At 38.2% G+C, this 23,813-nt stretch carries 24 protein-coding genes; 17 read left to right on the top strand and 7 right to left on the bottom strand.

The window, feature by feature from the left end:
• Positions 1-25 precede the first annotated feature (25 nt).
• The 7 genes from NQT69_RS03445 to NQT69_RS03415 all read left to right on the top strand — a co-directional run bounded on the left by NQT69_RS03445 (position 26) and on the right by NQT69_RS03415 (position 9,167).
• A complete protein-coding gene (locus tag NQT69_RS03445; RefSeq protein ID WP_256826307.1) occupies positions 26-2,431 on the top strand; it encodes a glycoside hydrolase family 15 protein in 2,406 nt (801 codons plus the stop codon).
• A 258-nt stretch (positions 2,432-2,689) separates the two neighbouring features.
• Positions 2,690-3,139 (top strand): GNAT family N-acetyltransferase, encoded by a 450-nt coding sequence (locus tag NQT69_RS03440; RefSeq protein ID WP_256826306.1) that lies wholly within the window; start codon positions 2,690-2,692, stop codon positions 3,137-3,139.
• Positions 3,140-3,973: 834 nt separating this feature from the next.
• Entirely contained in the window at positions 3,974-5,434 is a 1,461-nt protein-coding gene (locus NQT69_RS03435) for a hypothetical protein (protein ID WP_256826305.1), read from the top strand.
• Between the two features lie 117 nt (positions 5,435-5,551).
• Positions 5,552-5,767 carry a hypothetical protein gene (locus NQT69_RS03430; RefSeq protein ID WP_256826304.1) on the top strand — a complete coding sequence of 72 codons (216 nt, stop codon included), beginning with the start codon at positions 5,552-5,554 and terminating at the stop codon, positions 5,765-5,767.
• Positions 5,768-6,239: 472 nt separating this feature from the next.
• Positions 6,240-7,346: a serine hydrolase domain-containing protein gene (locus NQT69_RS03425; RefSeq protein WP_256826303.1), complete on the top strand. Its 1,107-nt coding sequence runs from the start codon at positions 6,240-6,242 to the stop codon at positions 7,344-7,346.
• A 77-nt stretch (positions 7,347-7,423) separates the two neighbouring features.
• Positions 7,424-7,738, top strand: coding sequence for a hypothetical protein (locus tag NQT69_RS03420; RefSeq protein ID WP_256826302.1), 315 nt, complete (start codon positions 7,424-7,426; stop codon positions 7,736-7,738).
• 133 nt (positions 7,739-7,871) lie between these two features.
• The gene (locus NQT69_RS03415) at positions 7,872-9,167 is read left to right on the top strand and encodes a hypothetical protein (protein ID WP_256826301.1); all 1,296 of its coding nucleotides are present in this window, start codon (positions 7,872-7,874) and stop codon (positions 9,165-9,167) included.
• On the opposite strand, the gene NQT69_RS03410 is transcribed toward NQT69_RS03415, so the two are convergent.
• Positions 9,143-9,694, bottom strand: coding sequence for an NUDIX hydrolase (locus NQT69_RS03410; protein ID WP_256826300.1), 552 nt, complete (start codon positions 9,692-9,694; stop codon positions 9,143-9,145). The genes NQT69_RS03415 and NQT69_RS03410 overlap by 25 nt on opposite strands.
• A gap of 122 nt (positions 9,695-9,816) precedes the next feature.
• Here NQT69_RS03410 and NQT69_RS03405 point away from each other — a divergent pair, with 122 nt between their 5' ends.
• The 5 genes from NQT69_RS03405 to NQT69_RS03385 all read left to right on the top strand — a co-directional run bounded on the left by NQT69_RS03405 (position 9,817) and on the right by NQT69_RS03385 (position 12,631).
• Positions 9,817-10,080: a hypothetical protein gene (locus NQT69_RS03405; RefSeq protein WP_256826299.1), complete on the top strand. Its 264-nt coding sequence runs from the start codon at positions 9,817-9,819 to the stop codon at positions 10,078-10,080.
• Positions 10,081-10,260: 180 nt separating this feature from the next.
• Entirely contained in the window at positions 10,261-10,668 is a 408-nt protein-coding gene (locus NQT69_RS03400; RefSeq protein WP_256826298.1) for a hypothetical protein, read from the top strand.
• A gap of 78 nt (positions 10,669-10,746) precedes the next feature.
• Entirely contained in the window at positions 10,747-11,193 is a 447-nt protein-coding gene (locus tag NQT69_RS03395) for a hypothetical protein (RefSeq protein ID WP_256826297.1), read from the top strand.
• Between the two features lie 685 nt (positions 11,194-11,878).
• Positions 11,879-12,157 carry a hypothetical protein gene (locus tag NQT69_RS03390; protein WP_256826296.1) on the top strand — a complete coding sequence of 93 codons (279 nt, stop codon included), beginning with the start codon at positions 11,879-11,881 and terminating at the stop codon, positions 12,155-12,157.
• A gap of 108 nt (positions 12,158-12,265) precedes the next feature.
• Positions 12,266-12,631 carry a DUF4870 family protein gene (locus tag NQT69_RS03385; protein ID WP_256826295.1) on the top strand — a complete coding sequence of 122 codons (366 nt, stop codon included), beginning with the start codon at positions 12,266-12,268 and terminating at the stop codon, positions 12,629-12,631.
• A gap of 212 nt (positions 12,632-12,843) precedes the next feature.
• Here NQT69_RS03385 and NQT69_RS03380 read toward each other — a convergent pair whose 3' ends face one another.
• Positions 12,844-13,779 (bottom strand): alpha/beta hydrolase, encoded by a 936-nt coding sequence (locus NQT69_RS03380; RefSeq protein ID WP_256826294.1) that lies wholly within the window; start codon positions 13,777-13,779, stop codon positions 12,844-12,846.
• 421 nt (positions 13,780-14,200) lie between these two features.
• Here NQT69_RS03380 and NQT69_RS03375 point away from each other — a divergent pair, with 421 nt between their 5' ends.
• Complete coding sequence (locus tag NQT69_RS03375; protein WP_256826293.1) at positions 14,201-14,632, top strand: DUF3592 domain-containing protein; 432 nt, start codon at positions 14,201-14,203, stop codon at positions 14,630-14,632.
• A 12-nt stretch (positions 14,633-14,644) separates the two neighbouring features.
• Here the strand turns inward: NQT69_RS03375 and NQT69_RS03370 are convergent, their stop codons facing one another.
• Both NQT69_RS03370 and NQT69_RS03365 read right to left on the bottom strand, forming a co-directional pair.
• On the bottom strand, positions 14,645-15,628 hold the full coding sequence (locus NQT69_RS03370) for a 2-hydroxyacid dehydrogenase (RefSeq protein WP_256826726.1): 984 nt from the start codon (positions 15,626-15,628) through the stop codon (positions 14,645-14,647).
• Positions 15,594-16,115, bottom strand: a complete 522-nt coding sequence (locus NQT69_RS03365; protein ID WP_256826292.1) for a glutathione peroxidase — start codon at positions 16,113-16,115, stop codon at positions 15,594-15,596. The genes NQT69_RS03370 and NQT69_RS03365 overlap by 35 nt, the downstream gene beginning before the upstream one ends.
• Positions 16,116-16,237: 122 nt before the next feature.
• On the opposite strand from NQT69_RS03365, the gene NQT69_RS03360 reads away from it, so the two are divergent.
• A complete protein-coding gene (locus NQT69_RS03360) occupies positions 16,238-17,119 on the top strand; it encodes an NAD(P)-dependent oxidoreductase (RefSeq protein ID WP_256826291.1) in 882 nt (293 codons plus the stop codon).
• A gap of 126 nt (positions 17,120-17,245) precedes the next feature.
• On the opposite strand, the gene sbcB is transcribed toward NQT69_RS03360, so the two are convergent.
• Positions 17,246-18,691: an exodeoxyribonuclease I gene (gene sbcB / locus NQT69_RS03355; RefSeq protein WP_256826290.1), complete on the bottom strand. Its 1,446-nt coding sequence runs from the start codon at positions 18,689-18,691 to the stop codon at positions 17,246-17,248.
• A 286-nt stretch (positions 18,692-18,977) separates the two neighbouring features.
• On the opposite strand from sbcB, the gene NQT69_RS03350 reads away from it, so the two are divergent.
• The 3 genes from NQT69_RS03350 to NQT69_RS03340 all read left to right on the top strand — a co-directional run bounded on the left by NQT69_RS03350 (position 18,978) and on the right by NQT69_RS03340 (position 21,045).
• Positions 18,978-19,385: a hypothetical protein gene (locus NQT69_RS03350; RefSeq protein WP_256826289.1), complete on the top strand. Its 408-nt coding sequence runs from the start codon at positions 18,978-18,980 to the stop codon at positions 19,383-19,385.
• 532 nt (positions 19,386-19,917) lie between these two features.
• Positions 19,918-20,325 (top strand): hypothetical protein, encoded by a 408-nt coding sequence (locus NQT69_RS03345; RefSeq protein ID WP_256826288.1) that lies wholly within the window; start codon positions 19,918-19,920, stop codon positions 20,323-20,325.
• Positions 20,326-20,637: 312 nt separating this feature from the next.
• The gene (locus tag NQT69_RS03340; RefSeq protein ID WP_256826287.1) at positions 20,638-21,045 is read left to right on the top strand and encodes a hypothetical protein; all 408 of its coding nucleotides are present in this window, start codon (positions 20,638-20,640) and stop codon (positions 21,043-21,045) included.
• A gap of 128 nt (positions 21,046-21,173) precedes the next feature.
• Here the strand turns inward: NQT69_RS03340 and NQT69_RS03335 are convergent, their stop codons facing one another.
• The gene (locus NQT69_RS03335; protein WP_256826286.1) at positions 21,174-22,175 is read right to left on the bottom strand and encodes a LacI family DNA-binding transcriptional regulator; all 1,002 of its coding nucleotides are present in this window, start codon (positions 22,173-22,175) and stop codon (positions 21,174-21,176) included.
• Positions 22,176-22,244: 69 nt separating this feature from the next.
• The gene (locus NQT69_RS03330; protein ID WP_256826285.1) at positions 22,245-23,771 is read right to left on the bottom strand and encodes an MFS transporter; all 1,527 of its coding nucleotides are present in this window, start codon (positions 23,769-23,771) and stop codon (positions 22,245-22,247) included.
• Positions 23,772-23,813 lie beyond the last annotated feature (42 nt).

The following is a 23,813-nucleotide window of genomic DNA, read 5'->3' as shown; positions in this document are numbered from 1 at the left end:
AATAAAAAAGAATTAAGGGTTAAACATGAAAAAATACAACATCATTACCGCAAGTTTATTTATGCTTGGGCTAACGGCATGTAGCTCAGAGCAAGCGATTAATAATACGCAAGTTACCGAGCAACTAAGCGCACCGGGGGCACCAGGCGCAGAGCCATTTTGGGCATACTCAGGTAAAACAGGAATTGGTACGTCATTTGAGCAATACCAACAGGGGGCTTATAGCGACAATGCCGCAACAGGCCCTGTATCAAAAGTATGGTTTTCGATTGCCAAAGGCATGATCACCGAAACCATGTTTGGCCTTATTCACCAAGCGCAAATTAAAGACATGCAGTTTGTGGTGGTCGGCAAAGACTTTACCGTAACCGAAGCCGACGACCTTGATGTAACAATTGATTATTTATACAAAGACTCTCAAGGTCGGCCATTATCATTAGCTTACAAAGTAACAAGCCGTGATAAACAAGGTCGCTTTAGTTTAGAAAAACACATTTTTACCGATCCAGACGGGCAAAGCTTATTTGTTCGTAGTATCTTTAATACTGACCTTAAAGATGTCAAAGCCTACGTCACAGTGAACCCGTATATTGATAACAACGGGCTTGATGACTTTGCTAAAACCACTGAGCAAGGGTTAGTCGCATGGCAAGGCGATAATTACTTATCACTGCAAGGCGCAAAACCGTTTAAACAAACTAGCGTTGGTTTTACGGGCAAGAGCGATGGCCTAAATGAGCTTAAAACCTCACAGCAACTAAACAATGTTTATACCAACACCGGTGAGCAATCAGGTAATGTGAGCCTACTGGCAGAGTTGGGGGTAATTAGCAAAAACAGTCAATTTGACTTAACCCTTAGCTTTGGCAACAGTGAACAGGCAAGCTTTAAAGAAGGCCAAGCAAGTTTAAACCGTGGCTATCAACAAGTACTTGATAACTATAACGGTAAAGGTGCAGCATTAGGCTGGCAAGATTATCTACAAAGCCTTGCGCCGCTTAACAGCATGACAGCGCAAACAGCTGATAACGGCAAATTGCTTTACACCAGCGCCATGGTATTAAAAGCACAAGAAGACAAAACTCATGCAGGTGCCTTGATTGCATCGTTATCAAACCCGTGGGGAGAAACGGTTTCAGCTAAAACAGGTTCAACTGGTTACAAAGCCGTATGGGTACGCGACTTTTACCAAGTGGCGATGGCGTTTATGGCAATGGGCGATACTGCCACGGCAAAAACGGCATTCGAATACCTTGAAAAAGTACAAGTAAACGCTAATACACCAGGTAATAATGGTGACACAGGCTGGTTTTTACAAAAAACACATGTAGACGGTGAACTTGAATGGGTAGGCGTACAGCTTGACCAAACTGCGATGCCAATTATGCTAGCGTGGAAACTACATCAAGCGAATGTATTAACAGATGCAGAGCTAACTGATTGGTATGGCCGGATGTTAAAACCGGCTGCTGATTTTTTAGTTGATGGTGGCCGTGCTAAAATTTTGTGGAACGACATGCAAATTACGCCGCCTGCCACACAGCAAGAGCGCTGGGAAGAGCAAGAAGGTTACTCGCCTTCAACAACGGCAGCTGTTGTTGCAGGCCTTATCACTGCAGCAGACATAGCCACATTAGCAGGCGACGATAAAAACGCCAAACGCTACCTAGCAACAGCAAAAAAATATAACAGCGATATTGAAAGCATCATGTTCACCACAACAGGTAATTTAGAATCCAGCAATTCAGATGGTGAGTATTTTATTCGTATAGGCCAAGACAAAGATGCTAATTCAAACACTAAAATTAATGCTAATAATGGTCGTGAAGGTTTTAATAAAAAGCAAATTTTAGATGGCGGCTTTTTAGAGCTAGTACGATACGGCGTGCGCGATGCACTCGCCCCAAGCATTGTAAAAACTTTACCAGAGTATGATGACGAAACGTTAGTCGATAACTTACAAGTTAAATACAGCTATCAGTTTAGTGATGGCAGTGGTTCATTCCCAGGCTACCGCCGTTATGGTAACGACGGTTACGGTGAAGATGAAGTCACGGGGACTAACTACGGCGAAGGCGGGCAAAATACCCCAGGACAACGTGGACGTGTTTGGCCGTTTTTCACCGGAGAGCGCGGCCACTATGAAATTGCCGCCGCAAATGCCACGCAATCATTAAACGCAGACAAGCAGCAAGCGATTAAAAACACCTATGTAAAAGGCCTAGAGCAGTTTGCTAACGAAGGCATGATGCTCCCAGAGCAAGTATGGGATGGCGTAGGCAATAACAAAGCAGGCTATCAACTTGGCGAGGGCACTAACTCTGCCACACCACTTGCATGGACACACGCAGAGTACGTTAAACTGGTTCGTTCTTTAAGCGACAAACACGTATGGGATCACTACCCAGTGGTTGAAAAAGCACTAAAGTAAGTTTGTTTAACGCGTAAAATCAAAAAGCCACGGTTAGCAGCCGTGGTTTTTTACGTTAAGGCTTTATCAATTGGGCTCATTGTAACTAAAATTCTCGCTATGAGAGGAACTAATTTTTGTTGCTATCTTCCTAATAAGTTAGTAAGTTAATAATACTATTATAAATTTTAAAGTGTATTTACGTAGAATAGGGTAATCACTAGAAAGTGTTTATCGGTATTCTTGGTAATACGCTGTTATATCTCTCAAGGAAGATTCGTGAAAATTATCCAAGCTAGTATAAAAAATCTTGATTCAGTTTCCGAACTATTTGATCTTTATCGTCAATTTTACGGACAAGAATCAGATATCAGCGCAGCTAAAGAGTTTATTGAGAGTAGACTAAAGTCAAAAGACTCTATAATTTTATTCGCTTTATCATCCGAAAATTTACCTACTGGCTTTACTCAACTCTACCCAGCCTTTTCATCAGTAGCAATGAAACCAATGCTTTACTTAAATGATTTATTTGTTCTTTCTACCGCACGAAAATCAGGTATAGGAAAAGGCTTACTTGATGCTGCGTATGATTTTGCGTTAAATAATGGGTTTGGTAACTTGAAGCTTGCAACAGCTATTGATAATTTTGCGGCTAAATCCCTTTATGAGAGCAGTGGTTATAACAAGGTAACAGCCTTTGATCACTACACTAGGAAAGTCGAGATATAACAAGCCAATTAAGGCGGGACTACTAAAGCTTGGCTCAATTCCGCTTCCTTACACAAGTTTAGCCAAGCATTATCAGCCCCTTGTTGGGGCGTTGAGGCTGTAGAGTTACTCTTTTTAGGAACTTGCCCTACTATTTATTACTGTTCGCTTTTTAACCTTTAATCAACTGGGTTACTGTGATCTAATAGGTATTATTCACCCACGGTAAATTGTTATGGCTCTTTCATTAGGTAAGGAGTCAAGCCCGACTTATCCTACCAAAATAAATTCATTCCTATCTATTTCACTGAACAAATTAACCTTACGCGGACAAACGAAAGTGAATGCCCAACTATCTCTCAATGACGCTAAACTTTGTGAGGCTAAATAGTCACTGCCTACAGATCCAGTGATCTAAATCTACCGTTAGTTGATAAGCGTGGCTGTTAGGTAATAGTATTTTAACCGAGTGAATATATCTGGGCCTAGAATCTGTATTACTCTTAAGCGCAGCGTCTCTGAACCTCTTTGTGAATAATTCAATTAAAGATCTTTTGCACAAAGAGAAATGAATGAGAAGTAAATGAGGGTGAACTTGAAGGCTAATATTGATACGTGAAAACACGATGCATTAAAAAAGGTAAGCTACTACCTCTCGAAATAAGCCACTTAAACACCTGTCATACCTTCCAAAACACTAACTAAAGCAAACAGCAAATTCTCTTTTATATTTTATATAAAATCGAAGTAACCGATTGAATCAAAATAGGAACTCGGCTATGGTTAATGAATCAATAAAAATAAATTAAAAAACGAGTTAATCTACAGGCTCGTTATATTTAACGGAGTCTTTAAGTGAGTCAGCAGGAATTGCACGATTTAATTATTTATCAAGATAGATATTTTGAGATTTTAACCGAGTTTTTCCTCAGCGTCACAGGCTGCCTGCCACGTGACTTTTCACCATTGGATAGTTTCTCTGAATCAATCCAAGGAATGGCTGCTACTTTAAAAGCAAACCCTAGCAGAGCTGAAAAGTCTATGGTGGCATTTTCAACTCTCGAAAAAGAATTAAAGAAACTTTATTCGGAAGAAGGTGGAAAAGCTTTTAGTGCAGCCAAGGAATTAGATGCATGCAAACTTAACTTGGGTGGGAGCAGCCGCTTCTTACAGACACAGTTAAATGCTACACGTAAATCACTCCTCTATTCCGATACAGTTTTAATTCCAGACCCTATTATGCCGTGGTTAGAGAAAAAACGTGATGAAGAACAGTTCAATCATGTTATACCCCTTCAAATGGCTTTTTTCATATTGCATTTATCTGACATTAAGGGTGATGAGTTTGATCTACCGCCATTTATTGTATTTCCAAGCTTTGAGAAATCACTTGAAGAACACGATCCACAAACGCAAGAAAATAGTGTTCAACTTATCACCGATGTGTTTTCACATTATGTCGATTCAGGCATAGCACATCCTCAAGATATAATGGAGTTCGCTACAAATCATCCTGATAAATACTTTCAAAAAATAGAAGAGGCAAGACTTTTTGTCTCTCCGGGTTCAGAACCGGGGGAGTCTGTGAAAGTAGAATTAGAAAATTACAAAGCTGAAATGAGGCAGTGGAGGTCAGAAGATTGGTGTAATGAGTTGTTTTCGAATGGTGATGCAAGTGTTGTAACTAATGCGATCTTTGAACGTATTATGCCAAATTATCATTTACTAGAAAATTCAGATGAACTTAGGAGTCATCCGTTTCTGTGTGTTAATGCGCAGGCGCATTATTACCAGCTTATTGCAAACATGAAGAATGTATCTACTAGTGAAGTTGCGTCATTTGACCCATCTACATCAGCAATTTTACAGTCTCTTACATCTAAAAGACTTGATTATTTAGCTAATATTGAAGATTCGCAACTCGTGGCATTGAGAAAGACAGATGAAAATGTTGAGTTTAGGCGAGAGTTAAGAGATTTAGTTAACAGCTTACCTAATGCTAAGCTCGAAGATTTAGGGTATGTTGCTGCCGAAGTGTGCTCCCATATTGAAAGGGCAATATCGAAACATGAGAAGCAAGTTTCATTATTTAATGATAAATATCAAGCAAAGCATAAATACACAGCTTTAATTGCTGGTGGTACATTAGGTGTAACAATGTTCCCAGTTTTAGCTCCTTTCTTAGGTGCGTTACTTCCCCTTGGTGGAGCCGCAGCTGCAAGTAAATATATATCAGATAAGCTCGGCGAAAAAGCTGAAGCTGGCCAGTTTTCTCACTCCATGATGGGTGTCATCTCGCGAGCAAAAGGAAAGTGAAATATAACAAGGCGCTGCTACGGAAAATTTACTCGCTGACGCTCATAAATTTCCGCAGAGCGCGGCGTTAGTCAGTTTTAAAAGTACTGAGCTTAATTCACACTCTGGAGTTATAAAATGTCATCAGATAAAAAAGACAAAACTAAATCAAATAAAGTTGGTGCTGGCATAGCTCTTGGTGTTGGTGTCGGCTTAGCTATTGGAACTTCAATGGGTAATATAGGTGTGGGGTTGGCCGTTGGAATAGCGTTAGGTATTGCTATAGGGGTTAGTATGCAAAAAAAGAAGACTCTAAAAAAGATGACAAATAGTTATCGTGTTCAAACTTACTAACAAGCGCATTAAGTAACGGGACTAATAACAGTTTGCTCGGTTCCGCTTCGCTTCACATTTTAGCAAACTATTATCAGCCTCTTATCTGGGGTCAGTATTTCAGGAGAAAGAAGTTGCGTGATCCCGAAAGATTAGATGAATTACTTGGTTTGATTTACTCCTTGTGAGAAGACGATGCAGATCTTCGGTTCAGTCAGCTAATTTATAACCTGTAAAATGAGTTTAGCTTTTTGAACAATAACCTCGGTAAGGTTGTTGAAAAGCTGGGGATGGTTTTGAGTCTGTTGGCTTTGATCTTTTCAATGTCTAGGGTGGCTTGTTAATAGAGTTTTTGAAGCAAAAAATTGCTGAGTCGAACACTCAAAAAGGCTGTAAATCCGGAACTCAAATAGTTGGCTGAGTTTCGCTTCGTTGCACGATTATAGCCAATTTTTTCGTCCGCTTACGGCGGGCGATACGCATAAGGAAAGTCATGATTAAATCTATATTGATAATACCTGCAATCGTTTTAGCCAGTTTTGTTGCTGCCGATGAAGTTACTGATGTGTCAGAGCTCACAAGGCGCTTGCAAGATGGTGTTCCTAAGATTTTAGATAAATACAATGCCCCTGGTGTCGCACTTGCTTTTGTCAATGGAAATAGAATCATTGAATTTCGCTCCTATGGTTTTGCCGACATAGCAACTGAAGCAGAAATTACCCCAAGCACAATGTTTAACGTAGGTTCTATCTCTAAGCTAATTACTGCGTGGGGAGCAATGCAACTTGTAGCCCAAGGTAAAGTTGATTTAGATGCGCCAATTAATCAATATCTCAAACGATGGCAAGTTCCTAATTCTAAGTTTAACGTAAAAAAAGTAACGTTAAGAAATATCCTATCTCACACTTCAGGTTTGTCACTGGGTCCATATGTTGGATGGGACTCTCGCGAAAAGTTATCATCTATTGTTGATTCACTAAATGGTGATAACAATGGTGCTGGACTCGTTGAACTTATCCATGAGCCCGATACAAAGTGGTCTTATTCTGGTGGTGGGTATTCAGTGGTACAACTTTTAATTGAAGATGTATCAGGCATGGCATTTGAAGACTATATCCAGCAAAACGTGTTCGAACCGCTAAATATGAGAGATTCTACTTTCAACATTACTAAAAAAGTAATGAATAAATCGGCAACACCTTACGACGAAACTGGCAAAGTTACAGGTATGGTGTACTTTAATGAAAAAGCAGCAGCAGGTTTACACACAACGCCTATAGATTTAGCCCGCTTCAATATGGCAGTATTGCGCGACAACGAGGGGCATTATAATGGTGTAAATATATTGCCAGAAAAACTAATTGAATTGATGATAAAGCCAGCTTTGAATACTAACGGGCGCTGGAGTATGAGCTATGTTGTCGACGCAGAAAATAATAGTCTCGGGTTTGCTGGTTTCAATAGAGGTTGGGTCTCGCTATCACGTTCTATTACTGACCTAAACTTTGGTTATGTAATATTAAATAATAGTAGCATTGGCGCTGTGAATAACGAAATTGATAGCCTTATCCTTTCTACTGTTAAACAAAAGCACAATTAAAGTGCATATTACAAAGCATTCAGCAGATAACCCAATGAATGCAATCGTTATAATCAATTTTAAATTAAAGGAATAATATGAAATTTTATCCATATTCAAAAATAAAAACTAAAAACCTTAGTAGTTTACTCTTCGTCTCGCGCGCTCTTGGTGTTATAAGTTACGTTTTAGCAATAAGCAGTGTTTTGATAGGTCTTTTTCTTACATTTGCTGGCCCAGGTGGAACTACAGAACTTGCCAACGGTGCTACTATGACAATTTCGAGAAGTAGCGGACCGGCAATTATGATTTCGGTATGGGGAATAGTTTCCTCTTTTTGCATTTTAGCTTTTAGTGGTTTATGCGCAGCGGTCGTATCTTGTGAACATAAATTTACAACAGTTGTTGATTAAATGTATATAATAAACTGTTAAATAAGGACAAGCACTATTGACTGTGCTTGGTTTCCTAAACATTTTAGCCAACTATGTTTTGCCCATAAACAAGGGCGTTTTATGCCCGTACTTTTCAAGCTAAGGATGGAATATGAAAGAAAAAAGATTAAACCGTGCGTATTGGATGCTAGCTGATACTGAGCTCCCCATTGCGAAAAATTTGTCTTATAAAAGTTCTTTTGAAGCTCACTTTAAACATGGTTTACTGTTTAATGAAAAATTAATGATTTCTGACGCTCAAGCGGTTAATTGTGTAAACTTTCGAACTCTAATTAATGAAAGTACAGAGTTTAAACAACTTATCTCAAAAGATCTCTTATCCATTGCTGTTCGGGATCCACTAGGTACATATAATTGCGACAGGCTAACTCAAGTTAGAGATGCTTTTCAAACAGAAAAGAAATGTAATATGGAACAACAACAATTTCTTTTAGATGCTGATTTAGACTTCGTTAATGAGAGTTGTGAAATTATACCTTATACATATTCATCTTTAAGAGAAAATTATACAGAAAATATATTCAATATATTTAACGGTGAAAATGCCAAGCAAGTGTTTGGGAGTGATATTCAACGAATGCTGATAGATCGGTTGTTAATCGAGTCTGAGCGTGATCAAGGTCTAGGTAGAATTTTTTTGCATAAAAATTTTGAGTCTGATTTACGTAAAATTGGTAAGCATGATATATGGACCAAACATAGGGATGATATAATTAAATTTTCTGATGCACCATATGTGACGGGTATCTCTAAAGTACTTAATACTAACCCTATATATTCTCCTCTTCATCAAAGCAGTTTCGAGTTAGCTTACCCTAAAAAGCCACAAGTAATTGAGAAAAAATCATCAATTGAAATAGCAACGAATTTAAATTTAAGCAGTTATGAGCAAGCATTATCAAAGTTAATGCCAGAGGATATTTTATTTCTTAGAGATAGCTTGGAATTTAAAGAATATCAGAAAAAAATTAATTACGGAGTATCAAGCGAAAATTCACTTGAAAATACATTAGATGCACTCATTGCATATCAAAACCTCATAGATCAATACATAATAAAACGCCATCTGGGTTTGAAGACATCTAAGCAGTTTAAAGGTAAAAGATATTTACAGCCGATGCGAAAGATTTCACAAGAAAGCGGCGTTTTTGCTCTTGGCCTTGCGCTAACTGATGCTGTTGCTGGGGGAGCGCTTTCTATAGCTAATTTTTTTGTCAGCGAGATTATCGATCGTCAATCGACAATGACAGAACAAAAAATGATCCGAGAGAAATACAAATTACAAACAACCATAGAGAACTCTGCAGACAATGATAAAATCAAAGCACAGCACTTTTCTAAGGATGATGTAAATGAAACCATTTATACATCATTAGATAAATTCTGAGCAATAAAAAACATAGTCATAGGATCGATGATTTCTTTACTTAATAATAGTTCTTTTAACTCATGGGTTTCAAAGAAGCGTACTTCAGAGATAGCTTCTTTATTCTCTTGGTTCATGACTGATGGTAGAGAATCAACTTCTACGTTGAATAGGTAAGTATTGGATTGCTTTTCTGTAATCGTTTTATATAGCTCCCAGTTATTACCTATACAACCTGTTTCTTCGAAAAGTTCTTTTTTACTGCAGTCTAATGGGGATAATTCTTTTTCACCAAACCCTTTTGGTATTTCCCAAGACCAACACCTATTTTCATGCCTAAAATTTTTTACAAGTAGCAGTTTTCCAGCTAAATCTTTAGCGAATATCATAACTCCATATGGAGCATTCCAAACAAAACGAAGATACTTGCCATGATCCCCAGAAGGAAAGATAACATCATCATTGTATAGTGTTGCGTATTCATTCTTGAACTCTATAATTTCTTTTGTTATCTCTATCTCGCCTTTTTTGTGATTTCCCTTATTCATTACGCAGCTTTCTTTAGTTGATAGGTGATTGTATGATGGCATATTATAAATTACTTCACACGGTAAATTATTCGCTATGTTTGAATTTCCAGTGAGCAAAGTGTACTACAAAGGATATTTAAATGAATGAAGGAATAATTGGAATTTTTGTGTTGGTCACTATCGCGACAATTTCTTCTATCGCTTCACATTTGTTAATAAAGCAGTATTTCGTCGCTATTGTTATTTCTGGGTTAATTGGAACCTTACTTTTTCAGCTCTCAGCATACTTGTACGCTGGACACCTTGATCCTTTTTTCCTAGTTACTGTATTCGTTTCATTTTTAGCTATCTGTGTAATATCTTCTTTGATTGGTCTCATCAAAATGAAAAAAAACAAAAGCTAGGCTGTATATATGCGATATAACAACAGCATAAACTCACTCATTGGGTTCACAAAAACAGAGATACGTAAGTTCCTTGCGCTGCTCTGCTTGGTATTGTAATTTACGTATACTTGCCCGTTATACAGTGGGATATGCTTTTCAAGGATCAGTATGCATTATCTTAAGCTAATTTTATTAAGTATGAGTATAGCTATTTGTTATTATTCGCTGACAATATCTGCGATAGGTATTGCGGCGGCTGGTAAAATATTTTGGTGGTTTCAATGGCAGGAAGATTTTAGCTTTTATCATATAGCTCAAAATTTTATTGGGATTGGTTTTGCCGCTTTAATTCCTGCGTTTTTAATCCATAGTTATGAGCCAAATAAAAAGTGGTTAAGTATTTCTATTGTCATTTTAGCTTCAATACTTTATCAAGGTAATATTAATTATATTCCGCTAGATCCCAATCGCTTTGTTCGGTTTTTTAAATCTACATTTGTTTATGGCGATATCGGCTCTATTGGTGTATTTGTAGAAATCGTGTTGTGGCCTATATTTTGGTTATTAGCATTTAAACGTATAGCAAGTGGGATAAATAAGTCATAAAAATGTTGCTATCTTTAATTGCAACAAAGCGTACGTTTTAAGCTGCTAACTAGTATAAATTACTTTTTAGGAGGACTTGTGAAATTTAAAGTTTTAAGTTGGGTCGGGATCGGTCTATTTGTTATTTTTGTTTTTGTAGCGGGGCTATTTAGTGGTGCTTTAATGACGTTTCAAATGAATGGTGCTTCATATACGAAGGAACATGTAGATAATGGTCGTTTCTTTCTTTATGCGTTAAAAAAGCTTGAAGATAAAAAAGACGTCGATGGGGCAATCAGTACATTACGAAATGGCTTATTTGCAAAAGTGGCAATTGTTGGTGTTCAACTAGAATTACTTACTAATAATAGAGATAAAGAACTAATAGAATCTTTTTATTTTGAAGTCATTGATTACCTTAATCAACATGGTGGATTATATGACACTTACCAAGTTATTGAAAATGATAAATCTATTGAAAAGCAATCTGGACATTCAATGTTTTTACAAGAGTTTGCCGAAAAACATAGCAGCGAAATTAAATAGCGGGCACATAACAGCTGTCATGAGGTGACTAGTTTTATTTATCGTTCGCTGTTTCTTCATGTAGTTAGGTATGTTGAGTGAGTATGAGAGGAAAGCGCGTAAAACATTTAGCGCAAGCTATTTAGAGCCAGAATTAATCACAAAGCATTTGTTGAGGTAAAGGGCATTTTGAATGTACAACGTATTTGAGTGTTATTGTAAAGCTAATTTTAATCCAAGTTACACGAAATTGTGAGTCATTTTTACCACACATTCTACTAAATAGAAGTTGATACTGTTTATTTTTTACAGATTATGAGGCGAGAAAGTGATTTAATCTCTTTCTTTTATCTGTTTCACCTAACGGCTAAAAGCTAGCTAACAGTCGAGTAATTATTCTTTAGTATATTCATTTATAGTCGTAGTAACCGATTGAATAAAAGGTGAAATTCAGTTATCGTTAATGCAATTATAAAAATAATAAAAGTGAGTAACTCAGTGTGCTCGTTAGAATACTAGAGGGAATATGATCAATTTAATTAGTTTTTTACTGTTTCTTACAATAACAATAGTACTAACATCGTCTAATGTAGATTTGACATTACTATATAACCTTCCGTCACTTGTAGCTTTAATCGTCACTCCTATTTTACTTTGTACATTTGCTTTTGGTATGAAGGGTCTGCGCTTTTGGAGATCACTATCATTGTGCCTTTTAAATATCAGAAACCTTGAAGCCCAAGAGGTGTTAATTGCAAAAAAAGTGATTAGCTTTACCTATGGCACGGCTGCTTTTTACACGGTGATGCCTGGTATTTCTATACTGTTGACTTATGATGCAGGGCAGGCAATAGGTTGGTCTGTATTACAGTCTGCGATATCTGTTCTACTTTTACCATCTATGTATGCAATTGTGCTATCTGAATTTATTCTTCGTCCTTTAAAATCAAAGAGCGAGATCAGTGCCTTTGAGCCATTGGCATAACCGACATATAAAAAACTTAGATGCTATAGCGCCTATAATTTGGGCTTAGCATATAGGCTGATGGATTAGGGTTATAATTTTACTAAACTGACAACAAAGGAGATAATAATGTCAGAAATACAACAACCACCTGTAGCACCTCAACCTTTATCAACAAAGGAAGAAGCTGCAAAAACGAGTGCTTTAATCGGTTATGGGTTAATGGTATTAGGGCTATTTACAGGTATAGTTTGGATTATTGGTGCTGTGTGGGCAATGGTGAAAAGATCAGAGGCCGAAGGTACTATATTTGAAGATCATTACTCAAATATTATTAGCACGTTTTGGTGGGGACTAGGTCTTTCAATTATTGGCCTTATTTTAGCTTTTGTTGTGGTTGGTTATTTTCTTTTAATCGGTGTGTGGATTTGGTCTATTTATCGAATTATCAAAGGTTTAGCTAAAATCACCTCGAACAAACCGTTTAATTCATAATATATTGCTTAATCTGAAAATTATAGTTGGCCCTTAGTTTATTACTTTGAGCCAGCCGTAATTTTTATCTACCTTGTGTATCTGTTGCGAGTAGTTGATTAAGTACTTGTTCTTCTTTTTATAAAGTTATTTGTGTTTATAGCTACCCACCTCTTTACTGTACAAAATAAAGCAATATAAACAATAGTGGACTATTCCATTTAAATAGCTTGCTATTGGCTGGCTTTTCTAAACATAAATTCTAGCGGTATATGTAAGCGTTTTGCCCATGCGTCTTCCGTATGCTCTTCACCTGGGAAGTACTGACTTTGCCAAAGTTTTGCTGGGTATCTTTCCTCCATAAAGAGCACATCAATTTGCTTTTGTAGTTGTGGGTACATGGCATCTAAAGTACTGTCGCCGTAATCAAAATAAACTTTTTGACCACTAAGTTTTGATAAATTATTGGCAATATATTGTTTAAACTCTGCAAATATTGCGTCATCTTGGCTAAAAATTCCTGGCCAGTGGGTCGACATACAAATAGCGCCAGCAAATTCGTTCGGGTAATTAAGCAATGTATACCATGAGATAAGACCACCCATGCTAGAACCTGCAATGAAACGATGCTTTGCACCTTTATTTACATTGTAGTGAGATTCAATGTAAGGAATAACGTCTTCAACTAAAAAGCGTGAATAGTTATCAGAATACACTTTAGAAGCAAATAGCTTGTGACCAGGATATTTTTCGAGTTGATAGAGGCTTTGTTGCTTTTGCTTACTTAGGCTTTCAAATGGTTGTTGTGGGTAGTACTCGCTGTGGCGGTTTGCTACTGCATTTGGTATCCCAACAACAATAAATGGCCGTACTTTCCCTTGCTCTATGAGTGTGCCAGCGACTTCATCAACCCGCCACTCTTGTTTATTCCATGTACTATTAGCATCAAAAAGCATACGGCCATCATGCATATAGAGCACATCGTAATGGCTGCTTTTGTTATAACCCGGTGGTAACCATACATTTAAAAAGCGGCTTTTTACGTACTTCGATTCTATATTTTTGACGATTTCAATGGTGCCTTTACTTACTTGTAGTTCAGTGGGGGTAGCATAGCTGGTATGAACGACAAAAATGAGTAAGCTAAACAATAAAGCAACGAATTTCATGATGGCACCTTAAAAAATAAAAATTGACTATCACAAGCTTGCTTTATTAATTCAATGTGAATACGTATGCACTGTTTTATCATTTAAAAGCACATGGTATGGGGTTATAAGTCTACAAGCTTACTTTATTACTCAGCGGTTGCTTGTTAGAAGTAAGAGTATATCGTGACACCCACTCTAATTTATCTATTTAAAAGGTGCTACAAAATTAAATGCTGAACCTTCGCGCTTTTCATTTTACAAAACTAACTTATGTTTCAAAATAAGAAAATTTCGCTGTAAAACTTAAATGATTTTGTGAAAACGCGAGATCGGATAAAATGAACTTACAGCTTTTTATTACATTGATGCTTATGCTATCGAGGGGAATATGTTTATTTATAACAATAACAAGAAAGTAGCAGAGTCGTGGTCAAATAAAATGCGTGTGAATAGCGTTATCATCATAATTACAATGTTGTTTTTGGGTTGGTTTGCAGTGAAAGATTTGTTGATAATGGTATCGTCGAGCAATTGGGTTGAAACTGATGCCGTGATAATCGTATCAAAAGTAAATCGAGGTCACCGGGGTGGGCCAGACTCACCATGGATTGAATTTCGTTATTTGGTCGCTGAACAATCTTATGTCAGTGATAAAATTGATTTTGGGCAATGGGATTATAACGTCTCGGCCTTATTGCAAGAATACTCCGCTGGTAAGCAAGTAAAGGCATATTATAATCCTGATAATATTGAACAAGCTGTCTTACAAAATACCGGGTCAATATTGTCTAACATACTGTTGGGCTTTTTCGCTTGGGGCATCGCAGTAATCACCTTTTATTATCGTTTTATCAAACGTGAAAAAGGTTAGTATCCTTAGCACCTATAACTTTACCTCATTGCTAAGTGGAGATTGATTAGCGATTTCATATGCATTTTGTAATGTAGTTTGGGCTATTTCATTTAATGCTTCTTGAGTAAAAAAGCCTTGATGGCCGGTGACGAGGACATTAGGAAAACTCACAAGGCGTGAAAATACATCGTCTTGCATTATTTCATCCCGTCGGTCTTTAAAAAACAGCTCAGATTCTTGCTCATAAACATCGAGACCTAAATAACCTAACTGTTTACTTTTTAGTGCTTTAATACAATCTTTACTATCGATTAAAGCGCCGCGAGAAGTGTTAATAAGCATTACACCGGGCTTCATTTTTGCGAATGCTTGTTCGTTGATAAGGTGATGAGTTTGCTCGTTTAATGGGCAATGCAAAGAAATAATATCGCTTTGACTTAAAAGTGTATCAAGCTCACAAAGGGTATACGCGCCTTGCTCCGCGTAGGGATCGCATACTAAAACGTTGGCGCCAAAGCCGTTAAGAATGTTTACCAGTGCCAGACCTATCTTGCCGCAGCCTATAATACCAATGGTTTTTTGAAACAGATTAAAGCCAAGCAGTCCGTTTAAATCGAAATTGTCTTCACGTATACGGTTATACGCTTTATGGGTTTTTCGGTTTAAAGTAAGCATCAGTGCTATACAATGCTCTGCAACTGCTTCAGGACTGTAAGCCGGTACGCGGCACACCTTTATATTGTGTGCTTTAGCGGCCGCTAAATCGACATTATTAAAGCCTGCACAACGAAGTAAAATACATTTAACGCCCAGTTCATCTAGTTGCTTTATTACGGTTTCATCGACAGTATCATTCACAAATACACAAACCGCATCAAACCCTTTGCACAAAATGGTATTTTGGGCCGTTAACGCTTGCTCGAAATGAGTAATTGAAATCGTTGCTTGATCTTCTAAGTATGTATCAAAAGAGGCTTGCTCATATTTTTGCGAACTGAAAAGCGCTACTGTCATCGGATTCATTGAGGGTGCTCTCTATTACCATTTTTAAGGTTTCGGGTTTGGTACGTGGCGCGTAACGTACTGACAACTGCCCCTCAGAGTTTATAAGAAATTTAGTAAAATTCCATTTTATAGCTCGATTTTGTGCAATGCCTCGGGTGTGTGCTTTTAAGTAGTTGAATAAAGGATGCGCCTCTGGGCCATTGACCATCACTTTACTAAACACAGGAAAACTCACACCAAATTGTTGTTGATAGACGTCTTTCATATCGGCGTTGTCAACGGGTTCATTATAATCAAATTGATTACATGGAAAAGCCAGTACGATAAATCCTTGTGCTTTATATTGCTGATATAGTTTTTCAAGCGCACTTAATTGCACTGAAAAGTTACACTTACTAGCGGTGTTGGCGATTAAGATCGTTTTGCCTTTTAATTGGCTTAAAGAAAACTCTTCGCCATTATAAAGTGGGGCGCTGAATTGATAAATGCTATCCATAGTATACCTGCTGTGTGTCGTCCATGAAGAAAATTAATGAAGACTTTTTCATTCGCTTTTTGTCTGTTCGGCTGAGATAATCAATATATCTTTTTAAGTTACCACTGAATTAGGACAGTTTTATGTCAATGAATGTTTCGTTTATCGGTTTAGGCGTAATGGGTTACCCAATGGCTGGTCATTTAGCCAATGCAGGGCACAATGTTACTGTGTATAACCGTACAACAGCTAAAGCACAGCAATGGACACAAGAGTACAAAGGTGATGTTGCTCTGACTCCAGCACTTGCAGCCAAAGGCGCGGATATTGTGTTTATGTGTGTAGGTAATGACGACGATTTACGTTCAGTGGTTTATGGTGATGATGGTGTACTTGCAGGTATGGCAGTTGGCACTATTTTGGTTGATCACACAACCACCTCAGCTGAGGTGGCGCGTGAAGTGTCGGCAAAAGCCGCACTTAAGAATATTGCATTTATTGATGCACCTGTTTCTGGTGGTCAGGCTGGGGCTGAGAATGGTGTGTTAACGGTCATGGCTGGTGGAGATGAAGCCGTATTTGCAAAAGTACAGCCCGTTATGGCGGCTTTTAGTCGCTTTAGTCAATTACTGGGTGAAGTCGGCTCTGGCCAATTATGTAAAATGGTTAATCAAATTTGTATTGCGGGTGTAGTACAAGGTTTAGCTGAGGGGTTACATTTTGCAAAACAAGCAGGCCTAGATGGTGAAAAAGTGATTGAAACCATTTCAAAAGGTGCAGCAGGCTCTTGGCAAATGGAAAACCGCTATAAAACCATGTGGCAGGGTGAGTACGAATTTGGTTTTGCAGTCGATTGGATGCGTAAAGATTTAGGCATTGCGCTTGATGAAGCGAAAAACAACGGCGCTACCTTACCCATGACCGCAACTGTGGATCAATACTACGCTGATGTGCAAGCTCTCGGTGGCGGCCGCTATGATACGTCAAGCTTATTAGCTCGTATTGAAGCACTGCATAAAAATTAATAGCTTTAATTGTAGCTTAGCGCCTTAAATCATATTGACGAAGGCGCTTTATTTATTAACATCATACCGCTTACCGCTTACCGCTTACCGCTTACCGCTTACCGCTTACCGCTTACCGCTTACCGCTTACATACTCTGCGCGTAGTTATACAATGCTTTTAGAATAGTTAAGTTCTTCTCGTTGTCGTCATGTTCATGGGCAAGATTTTCAAGGGTGATCATAAAATCTTGTGCGCTGATCGAGGGCTGATCTTCACCGTGCATTAACTTGTTTTGGCAATACTGTCGCCATTGATCGAGCTCGTCTTGGCTCAGCGATTGTGGCCAGTTGCGGGCACGGTATTTAAATAATAAGTTATCAAACTTCTTATCTTCAAAATCTAGTTGCATACCTGCTAATTGCTCAGGGCTGGCATCACGAATGATGGCAAATTTGGCTTTGTCCGCGTTGCTGGTAAAGCCGTCGTATAACATGTAATCAGTATTAGTGGTTTGACCGTAATCGGGGTTGTCGTTAAATACCTCGGTTACTTTATCGCGAAGGCTTGGGTTGGCTTTTAATACGGCAAGATTTTTTAAACATTGCTCACGATCAATCCCCAAGCGCGCGGCGTTTTCAGGTAATAATGTTTTTGCAGGGGCTAAAATCGGGCACTTATTTAAATGCACTAGTTTTAAACCAACGGGCAGTTCATCTTCACCAAGTTCACTGCGCTTTGTGTAAAGGCGGGTGCGAAGTTCTTCTACTGATAAATCAATTAATACTTGTGGATCTTCAGTTAAATTAAAGCAGACTACAGCATTTTTATTTACTGGATGAAAGCTCATCGGCGCAATCCAACTGGTGCAGCCTTGTGTTGCAGGTATACGTGATGAAGTGTGCACCAGTGGGGTCATATTAAATACATCAACCAATTCAGCGAGTGCTTTTTTACCCCGTAGGCTAAAAAAGAAGTTATACAGCTTAGGCTGTTTTTCTTTTATTAGTTTTGCAAGGGCAATGGTTGCTGTGACATCAGATAGCGCATCGTGCGCAGCGGCGTGCTCAATGCCATTGGCAACAGTTAAATGTTCTAGCTTAAAGCTTGGGCTGCCATCTTCTTTTAATGGCCACTCAATTCCTTCAGGGCGCAGCGCATAGCAGGCGCGTACTAAATCAATAATATCCCAGCGGCTATTATTATTTTTGTATTCACGCTCATAAGGGTCGTAAAAGTTACGATAAAAACTATAACGGCTTACTTCATCATCAAAGCGAATACTGTTATAACCGGCAACACAGGTATTAGGTACACTAAATTCAGCGTGTATTTTGGCTATAAAGTCAGCTTCAACCAAGCCTTTTTGCATTGCTACTTGCGGAGTAATTCCTGTGATTAAACATGCTTCAGGGTGAGGTAGGTAATCTGCCACAGGTTTGCAATATTCAATGAGTGGCTCACCAATAATATTTAAATCAAGGTCGGTACGAATACCCGCAAACTGGCTGGGTTTGTCCTTTTGTGGGCTCGCCCCCCAAGTTTCATAATCGTGCCAATAAATAGTTGCTTGATTTTGCTCTTGATAAGCCATTAAAAAACCCTTTAAGTTAGCTTGCAACGGTTGAAATACCGCCAAGTTACTAAATTTATGAATTATTTAGATTATGGCATATGGGCGAAGGAGTTTGTAGAAATAAAGTTTAAAGTTGCGAGCTTTAAAGCCAAGTTAAAATTTGATATGAAAGCATAAGACTAAAGTCGATAGGTTAATTTTCCTCATCTATTAGGTTTGTTTTTATCGTTTGTCGAAATTGTACGAACAGCTTAAAGTTCAGTTGTCGGCAACAAAGACGACGTAACTTAATAGGAATATAATCATGAAACTTACACTAATCAAAACCATCGCACTTGGCTCATTATTAACTTGCTCAGCAGCTGCTATGGCTGGCGGCAGTGACTATAAGTTAATGGTTATCGAGCAGGCAACGGCTCCACAGCAACTTGAAGAGTCATTCAATGGTTGCGCATTAAACGTTAAATCAAAAAACTATGAGCAAGCAGAAGCAATATGTACGAAAGCAATTGAGCTGTTAAAAGTGACGAAAGGGCGTAAATTAAAAGTCCGTGAACTGACATCATTTGCTTTAAGCAACCGTGGTATATCACGTATCAAGTCAAAAAATGATACAGCGGGTTTGGCTGATTTATATGAAGCAACACAGATTTCAAACAACACGTTAGTGTCTCATAACCTAACGCTTGCTAAAGAAGACTTATCTTTATAAGTATTTATTGATTAATACAATCTAAAGCATTCTTAAAAACCACGTTAGTTACTACTACGTGGTTTTTTGCTTTTTAATTGGCTATTTTCTTTTGGGCATACTAGATCCGTTTATTGCACTCTTTACTACAAGATATAGCGATTATTCACTTCATAGCTGAATAATGCTGGCTAAACTAGCACCATTATTAATATGAACAAAGCCCCTTAAACCTTTCACTATCACAATAGCTACTGCGAAATTTACACTCTGATTGGGTAATAATAAAAAAGAAATGAAAATATAGGCTTTATTTTTTGTAGTAAGATTGTTTCTGTTTTAGGGTTTTTATCATGTAATTTAACAAGAAAAGATCAGCTATTTAGCAAGTGATTCTAAGAACTCATCTGTTGGTATTAGACTAAAGTCTATAGGTTAAATTTCTTCATCTATCGGGTTTGTATTTCTCGTTTGTACCGCTGGAGTAAAAGCTCTAAAGTTCAGTTGTCGGCAACAATGACGGCGTAACTTAATAGGTAATAGGAATATAATCATGAAACTTACACTAATCAAAACCATCGCACTTGGCTCATTACTAACTTGCTCAGCAGCTGCTATGGCTGGTGGCAGTGACTATAAGTTAATGGTTATTCAGCAGGAAACTGCTCCACAGCAACTTGAAGAGTCATTTAATAGCTGTGTATCAAATGTTAAAGCAAAAAATTACGAGCAAGCAGAATCTATTTGCACTAAAGCAATCGCGCTTCTACAAGAAAGCGAAGGACCAAAATTCAAAATACGTCAGTTAACATCATTTGCATTAAGCAATCGTGGCGTATCTCGTATCATGGCTAAAAACGATACAGCAGGTTTGGCTGACTTATATGAAGCGGTTCAAATCTCTAATAACACGATGGTTTCTCATAACCTAACTCGTGCTAAAGAAGACCTTTCTTTATAAGGTTTTACCCTAGCTTATAAATACGCTTTAAAAAACCACGTTAGTTAATTCTAACGTGGTTTTTGCGTTTTAGATGGCTAAAATTTTAAATTACTAGGGCATACGGCATGTATGATTATTGGCTGCTTATACGCTATAAAGCAAATATACACAATTGAAATTAAAGAATAAAAACTCAGAGTATAGACTAAAGTCGATAGGTTAATTTTCCTCATCTATTAGGTTTTTTTTTATCGTTTGTCGAAATTGTGCAAACAGCTTAAAGTTCAGTTGTCGGCAACAAAGACGACGTAACTTAATAGGAATATAATCATGAAACTTACACTAATCAAAACCATCGCACTTGGCTCATTATTAACTTGCTCAGCAGCGGCTATGGCTGACGGCAGTGACTATAAGTTAATGGTTATCGAGCAGGCAACGGCTCCACAGCAACTTGAAGAGTCATTCAATGGTTGCGCATTAAACGTTAAATCAAAAAACTATGAGCAAGCAGAAGCAATTTGCACGAAAGCAATTGAGCTGTTAAAAGTGACGAAAGGGCGTAAATTGAAAGTCCGTGAATTGACATCATTTGCTTTAAGTAATCGTGGTGTTTCACGTATCAAATCAAATAATGATACAGCAGGTCTTGCAGACTTATATGAAGCGACACAAATCTCTAGCAATACATTGGTGACGCATAACCTTACGCTTGCTAAAGAAGACCTATCACTATAAGCATTTAAGCTTAACGAGTGCCATGTAAACCTCATGTGGCACGCAGCAGTTACAGTATGTGCAAAGTCATTTAGAGCAATTTTTTAAAGCTCGTTGGGTGTAAGTACACTCAACGAGCTTTAGCTTAATTAGTTGATACTCGGCGTTGAATCTCTGAGTATTAAATTTGGCTGGAACACATGGTTTATTGTTATCCCAGTGTGTTTATAGATATCTTTTAACACTAAATTAGCGGCCATCTTTCCCATCTCTGGCACAGGGTTATTGATTGTGGTTAAAGTGGGATACAAGTAATTAGTAAATATCACGTTATCGTATCCCATAATGGCTAAATCTTTAGGTAAATCAAAACCATGCTCACGGGCGTACTTCATCGCACCAGAAGCCATTTCATCATTAGCGCAGACTAAAGCGGTAAATGCGGCTTTATTATCAATAAAGTGTTTCAAACCATCATTACCACCCGTTTCTTTAAAATCACCGATGTAAAATAAGTTTTCGTTAAAGGTCAAATCAAACTCAGCAAGGGCTTTTTTATGTCCTTTGAGGCGGTCAGAAGCATCGGGCTTAAATTGTGGTCCAGCAATATAGGCAATGTTTGTATGACCTTTAGTGATCATTGTTTTAGTCGCAAGGTAACCACCCATTTCATTGTCTAAACTGATGCAGTTATCTTTGATTTCTTCAACATAGCGGCTCATTAAGTAAAGAGGAGTTTTTCCCTTACTTAACTCAATTAAATAATCGTTTGATACTGCTTCAACATGAGCAATGATGGCATCACAATTACGGCTGATCAAAAATTCAAAAGCGTTTTTCTCTTTTGTTTCGTCACTGTGTCCTGGCGTAATAATGACGTGTTTACCAGCGGCGCGAAGTTGTTCTTCAATTGCTGACATCATTTGGCCGAAGAAAGGCCCGTCAAGCTCTGAGACTAAAATGCCGACACTGTTAGTTCGACTTGAAGCAAGTGAGCGGGCAATAGAGCTCGGCTGATAACCCAGCTCCTTCATTGCTTCCATCACTTTCTTTTTCGTCTTTTTACTTACATAATCATTATTGTTCAGAACTCTGGACACAGTAGACAGGGACACGCCTGCAAGCTCCGAAACCTGATAAATTGTCGCCATTGTATTCCTAACTTTAATGCGCTGTTTTGTATAATGTTTTATATAACAGTATTGTGTATGTTCCGTAATTTACACATTACTACGCCTAATTGCCAAGTCTTCTGTAATTTTTTGTGTCATTACTGAGGTAAGCGGATAAATTAACATCAAGGTGGCACCTAAAAAAGCAAATGCAGCGGGGATCCAACTCATTAATAATTGCATACCTGGTAATGATTGGCTGATAGTTGACTCATCCATTCCGTTATAGCCATAACCTGCTAACACAACAAGCACTAATGCGCCGGCAAAACCGCCACCGGTTTTTTGTACAAATGTGCCTGCTGAATAAATTAGACCAGTAGCACGGCGGTGGTTTTTCCATTCAGAGTAATCGGCTGAGTCACCTAGCATACTAAAAAACAGTGTGGGCATCATGGCTGCAAAAAACTCCGCGGCACAACCAAAGGCAAATATTGCAACAATATTATCACTGGGAACCCAATAAAATGCGGTTGTTAACAACCCACTTAATACCAGCGAAATAATAAACAAATTACGCTTTCCAAGCAGTTCAGCAAGCTTTCCTGTAGCAAGTGCACCAAAAATAGACACCACTAATAAGGCGACAAAATATTGTCCCGCCATTAGTTCATCCGCCACTTGGTACTTAAAGTAATAGGCAATCACACCGTATTTGATGCCGTTGAACATCATGGTTAGAAAGCCGATACCGAGTAATATTAACCAAGGTTTATTGGTGAGTAAGTCAACCATGTCTTGCTGTGTGCTAGTTAAGCTTGATTGCGATTTGTTAAGTAATTTTTTGATAACATAAGTCATTGCTGCCATAACAATAACGAAAAATAGGCCACTGTATACATCGCGGTAGTAAAAAAACAGTGTGGTTGCAAGCAGGGGTAAAATAATAAAGGGAAGGTTTTTAGTCAGATCTTTTAACTCTGTTTTCAAACTGCCTTCGTTTGATGAGTGGGGGATCACTCGCTCTTTGGTTGAAACAAAGGTGGTTACCATGAGAGCAATGAGCAATGCGGCGAATAAATACATGGTGAATTGGTAGCCTTTGGCATTATCGCCAGCACCAAAATAAGCAACTAACTCAGGCAAGAAGCCCATTACTAACAAGCCCCCGGCAAAAGCGCCAGCAAAGCGGAAGCTCGAGAGCTTAGTGCGTTCTGTATCATCAGGAGTCATGACTCCCATTAAGGCTGAGTAGGGCACATTGCTTACAGTATATGCTAGCGTTAGACCAATATACGTGACGTAAGCATAAATAAGCTTATTTGTTTCACTAAAGTCTGGTGTGGTAAAGCACAGCACCATAAACAAGCCTAAAAATGGAGCTGACCATAAAATCCATGGTCTAAATTTACCAAAGCGGGTGTGGGTGCGATCTGCAATCATACCCATAATGATGTCGGTAACACCATCAGAGAGTCTTACTACCAAAAATAACATGGCAGCGGCGGCGGCAGAAATACCAAAAGTGTCGGTATAAAATACGGCAAGGTAGGCAAGTGCACCACGCCAGACTAAGTTAGCGCCGGCATCGCCCATGGCATAGCCTATTTTTTCATATAAAGGGATTTTATTCACGGTGTGTGTTTCTTATTGTTGTTTAAATTGGCGGCCTAGTTT

It is taken from the genome of Pseudoalteromonas shioyasakiensis, assembly GCF_024518675.1.
GTDB lineage: Bacteria > Pseudomonadota > Gammaproteobacteria > Enterobacterales > Alteromonadaceae > Pseudoalteromonas > Pseudoalteromonas shioyasakiensis_B.
The sequence above is the reverse complement of the archived record's forward strand: the minus strand, read 5'-3'. Positions and strand labels throughout refer to the sequence as shown.

Bases quoted from the DNA above. Each gene is read 5' to 3' on its own strand.
- NQT69_RS03445 (WP_256826307.1), top strand. From the start codon at position 26: ATGAAAAAATACAACATCATTACCGCAAGTTTATTTATGCTTGGGCTA.
- NQT69_RS03430 (WP_256826304.1), top strand. From the start codon at position 5,552: ATGTCATCAGATAAAAAAGACAAAACTAAATCAAATAAAGTTGGTGCT.
- NQT69_RS03425 (WP_256826303.1), top strand. From the start codon at position 6,240: ATGATTAAATCTATATTGATAATACCTGCAATCGTTTTAGCCAGTTTT.
- NQT69_RS03420 (WP_256826302.1), top strand. From the start codon at position 7,424: ATGAAATTTTATCCATATTCAAAAATAAAAACTAAAAACCTTAGTAGT.
- NQT69_RS03415 (WP_256826301.1), top strand. From the start codon at position 7,872: ATGAAAGAAAAAAGATTAAACCGTGCGTATTGGATGCTAGCTGATACT.
- NQT69_RS03410 (WP_256826300.1), bottom strand. From the start codon at position 9,694: ATGAATAAGGGAAATCACAAAAAAGGCGAGATAGAGATAACAAAAGAA.
- NQT69_RS03405 (WP_256826299.1), top strand. From the start codon at position 9,817: ATGAATGAAGGAATAATTGGAATTTTTGTGTTGGTCACTATCGCGACA.
- NQT69_RS03400 (WP_256826298.1), top strand. From the start codon at position 10,261: ATGAGTATAGCTATTTGTTATTATTCGCTGACAATATCTGCGATAGGT.
- NQT69_RS03385 (WP_256826295.1), top strand. From the start codon at position 12,266: ATGTCAGAAATACAACAACCACCTGTAGCACCTCAACCTTTATCAACA.
- NQT69_RS03380 (WP_256826294.1), bottom strand. From the start codon at position 13,779: ATGAAATTCGTTGCTTTATTGTTTAGCTTACTCATTTTTGTCGTTCAT.
- NQT69_RS03375 (WP_256826293.1), top strand. From the start codon at position 14,201: ATGCGTGTGAATAGCGTTATCATCATAATTACAATGTTGTTTTTGGGT.
- NQT69_RS03370 (WP_256826726.1), bottom strand. From the start codon at position 15,628: ATGACAGTAGCGCTTTTCAGTTCGCAAAAATATGAGCAAGCCTCTTTT.
- NQT69_RS03365 (WP_256826292.1), bottom strand. From the start codon at position 16,115: ATGGATAGCATTTATCAATTCAGCGCCCCACTTTATAATGGCGAAGAG.
- NQT69_RS03360 (WP_256826291.1), top strand. From the start codon at position 16,238: ATGTCAATGAATGTTTCGTTTATCGGTTTAGGCGTAATGGGTTACCCA.
- sbcB (WP_256826290.1), bottom strand. From the start codon at position 18,691: ATGGCTTATCAAGAGCAAAATCAAGCAACTATTTATTGGCACGATTAT.
- NQT69_RS03350 (WP_256826289.1), top strand. From the start codon at position 18,978: ATGAAACTTACACTAATCAAAACCATCGCACTTGGCTCATTATTAACT.
- NQT69_RS03345 (WP_256826288.1), top strand. From the start codon at position 19,918: ATGAAACTTACACTAATCAAAACCATCGCACTTGGCTCATTACTAACT.
- NQT69_RS03340 (WP_256826287.1), top strand. From the start codon at position 20,638: ATGAAACTTACACTAATCAAAACCATCGCACTTGGCTCATTATTAACT.
- NQT69_RS03335 (WP_256826286.1), bottom strand. From the start codon at position 22,175: ATGGCGACAATTTATCAGGTTTCGGAGCTTGCAGGCGTGTCCCTGTCT.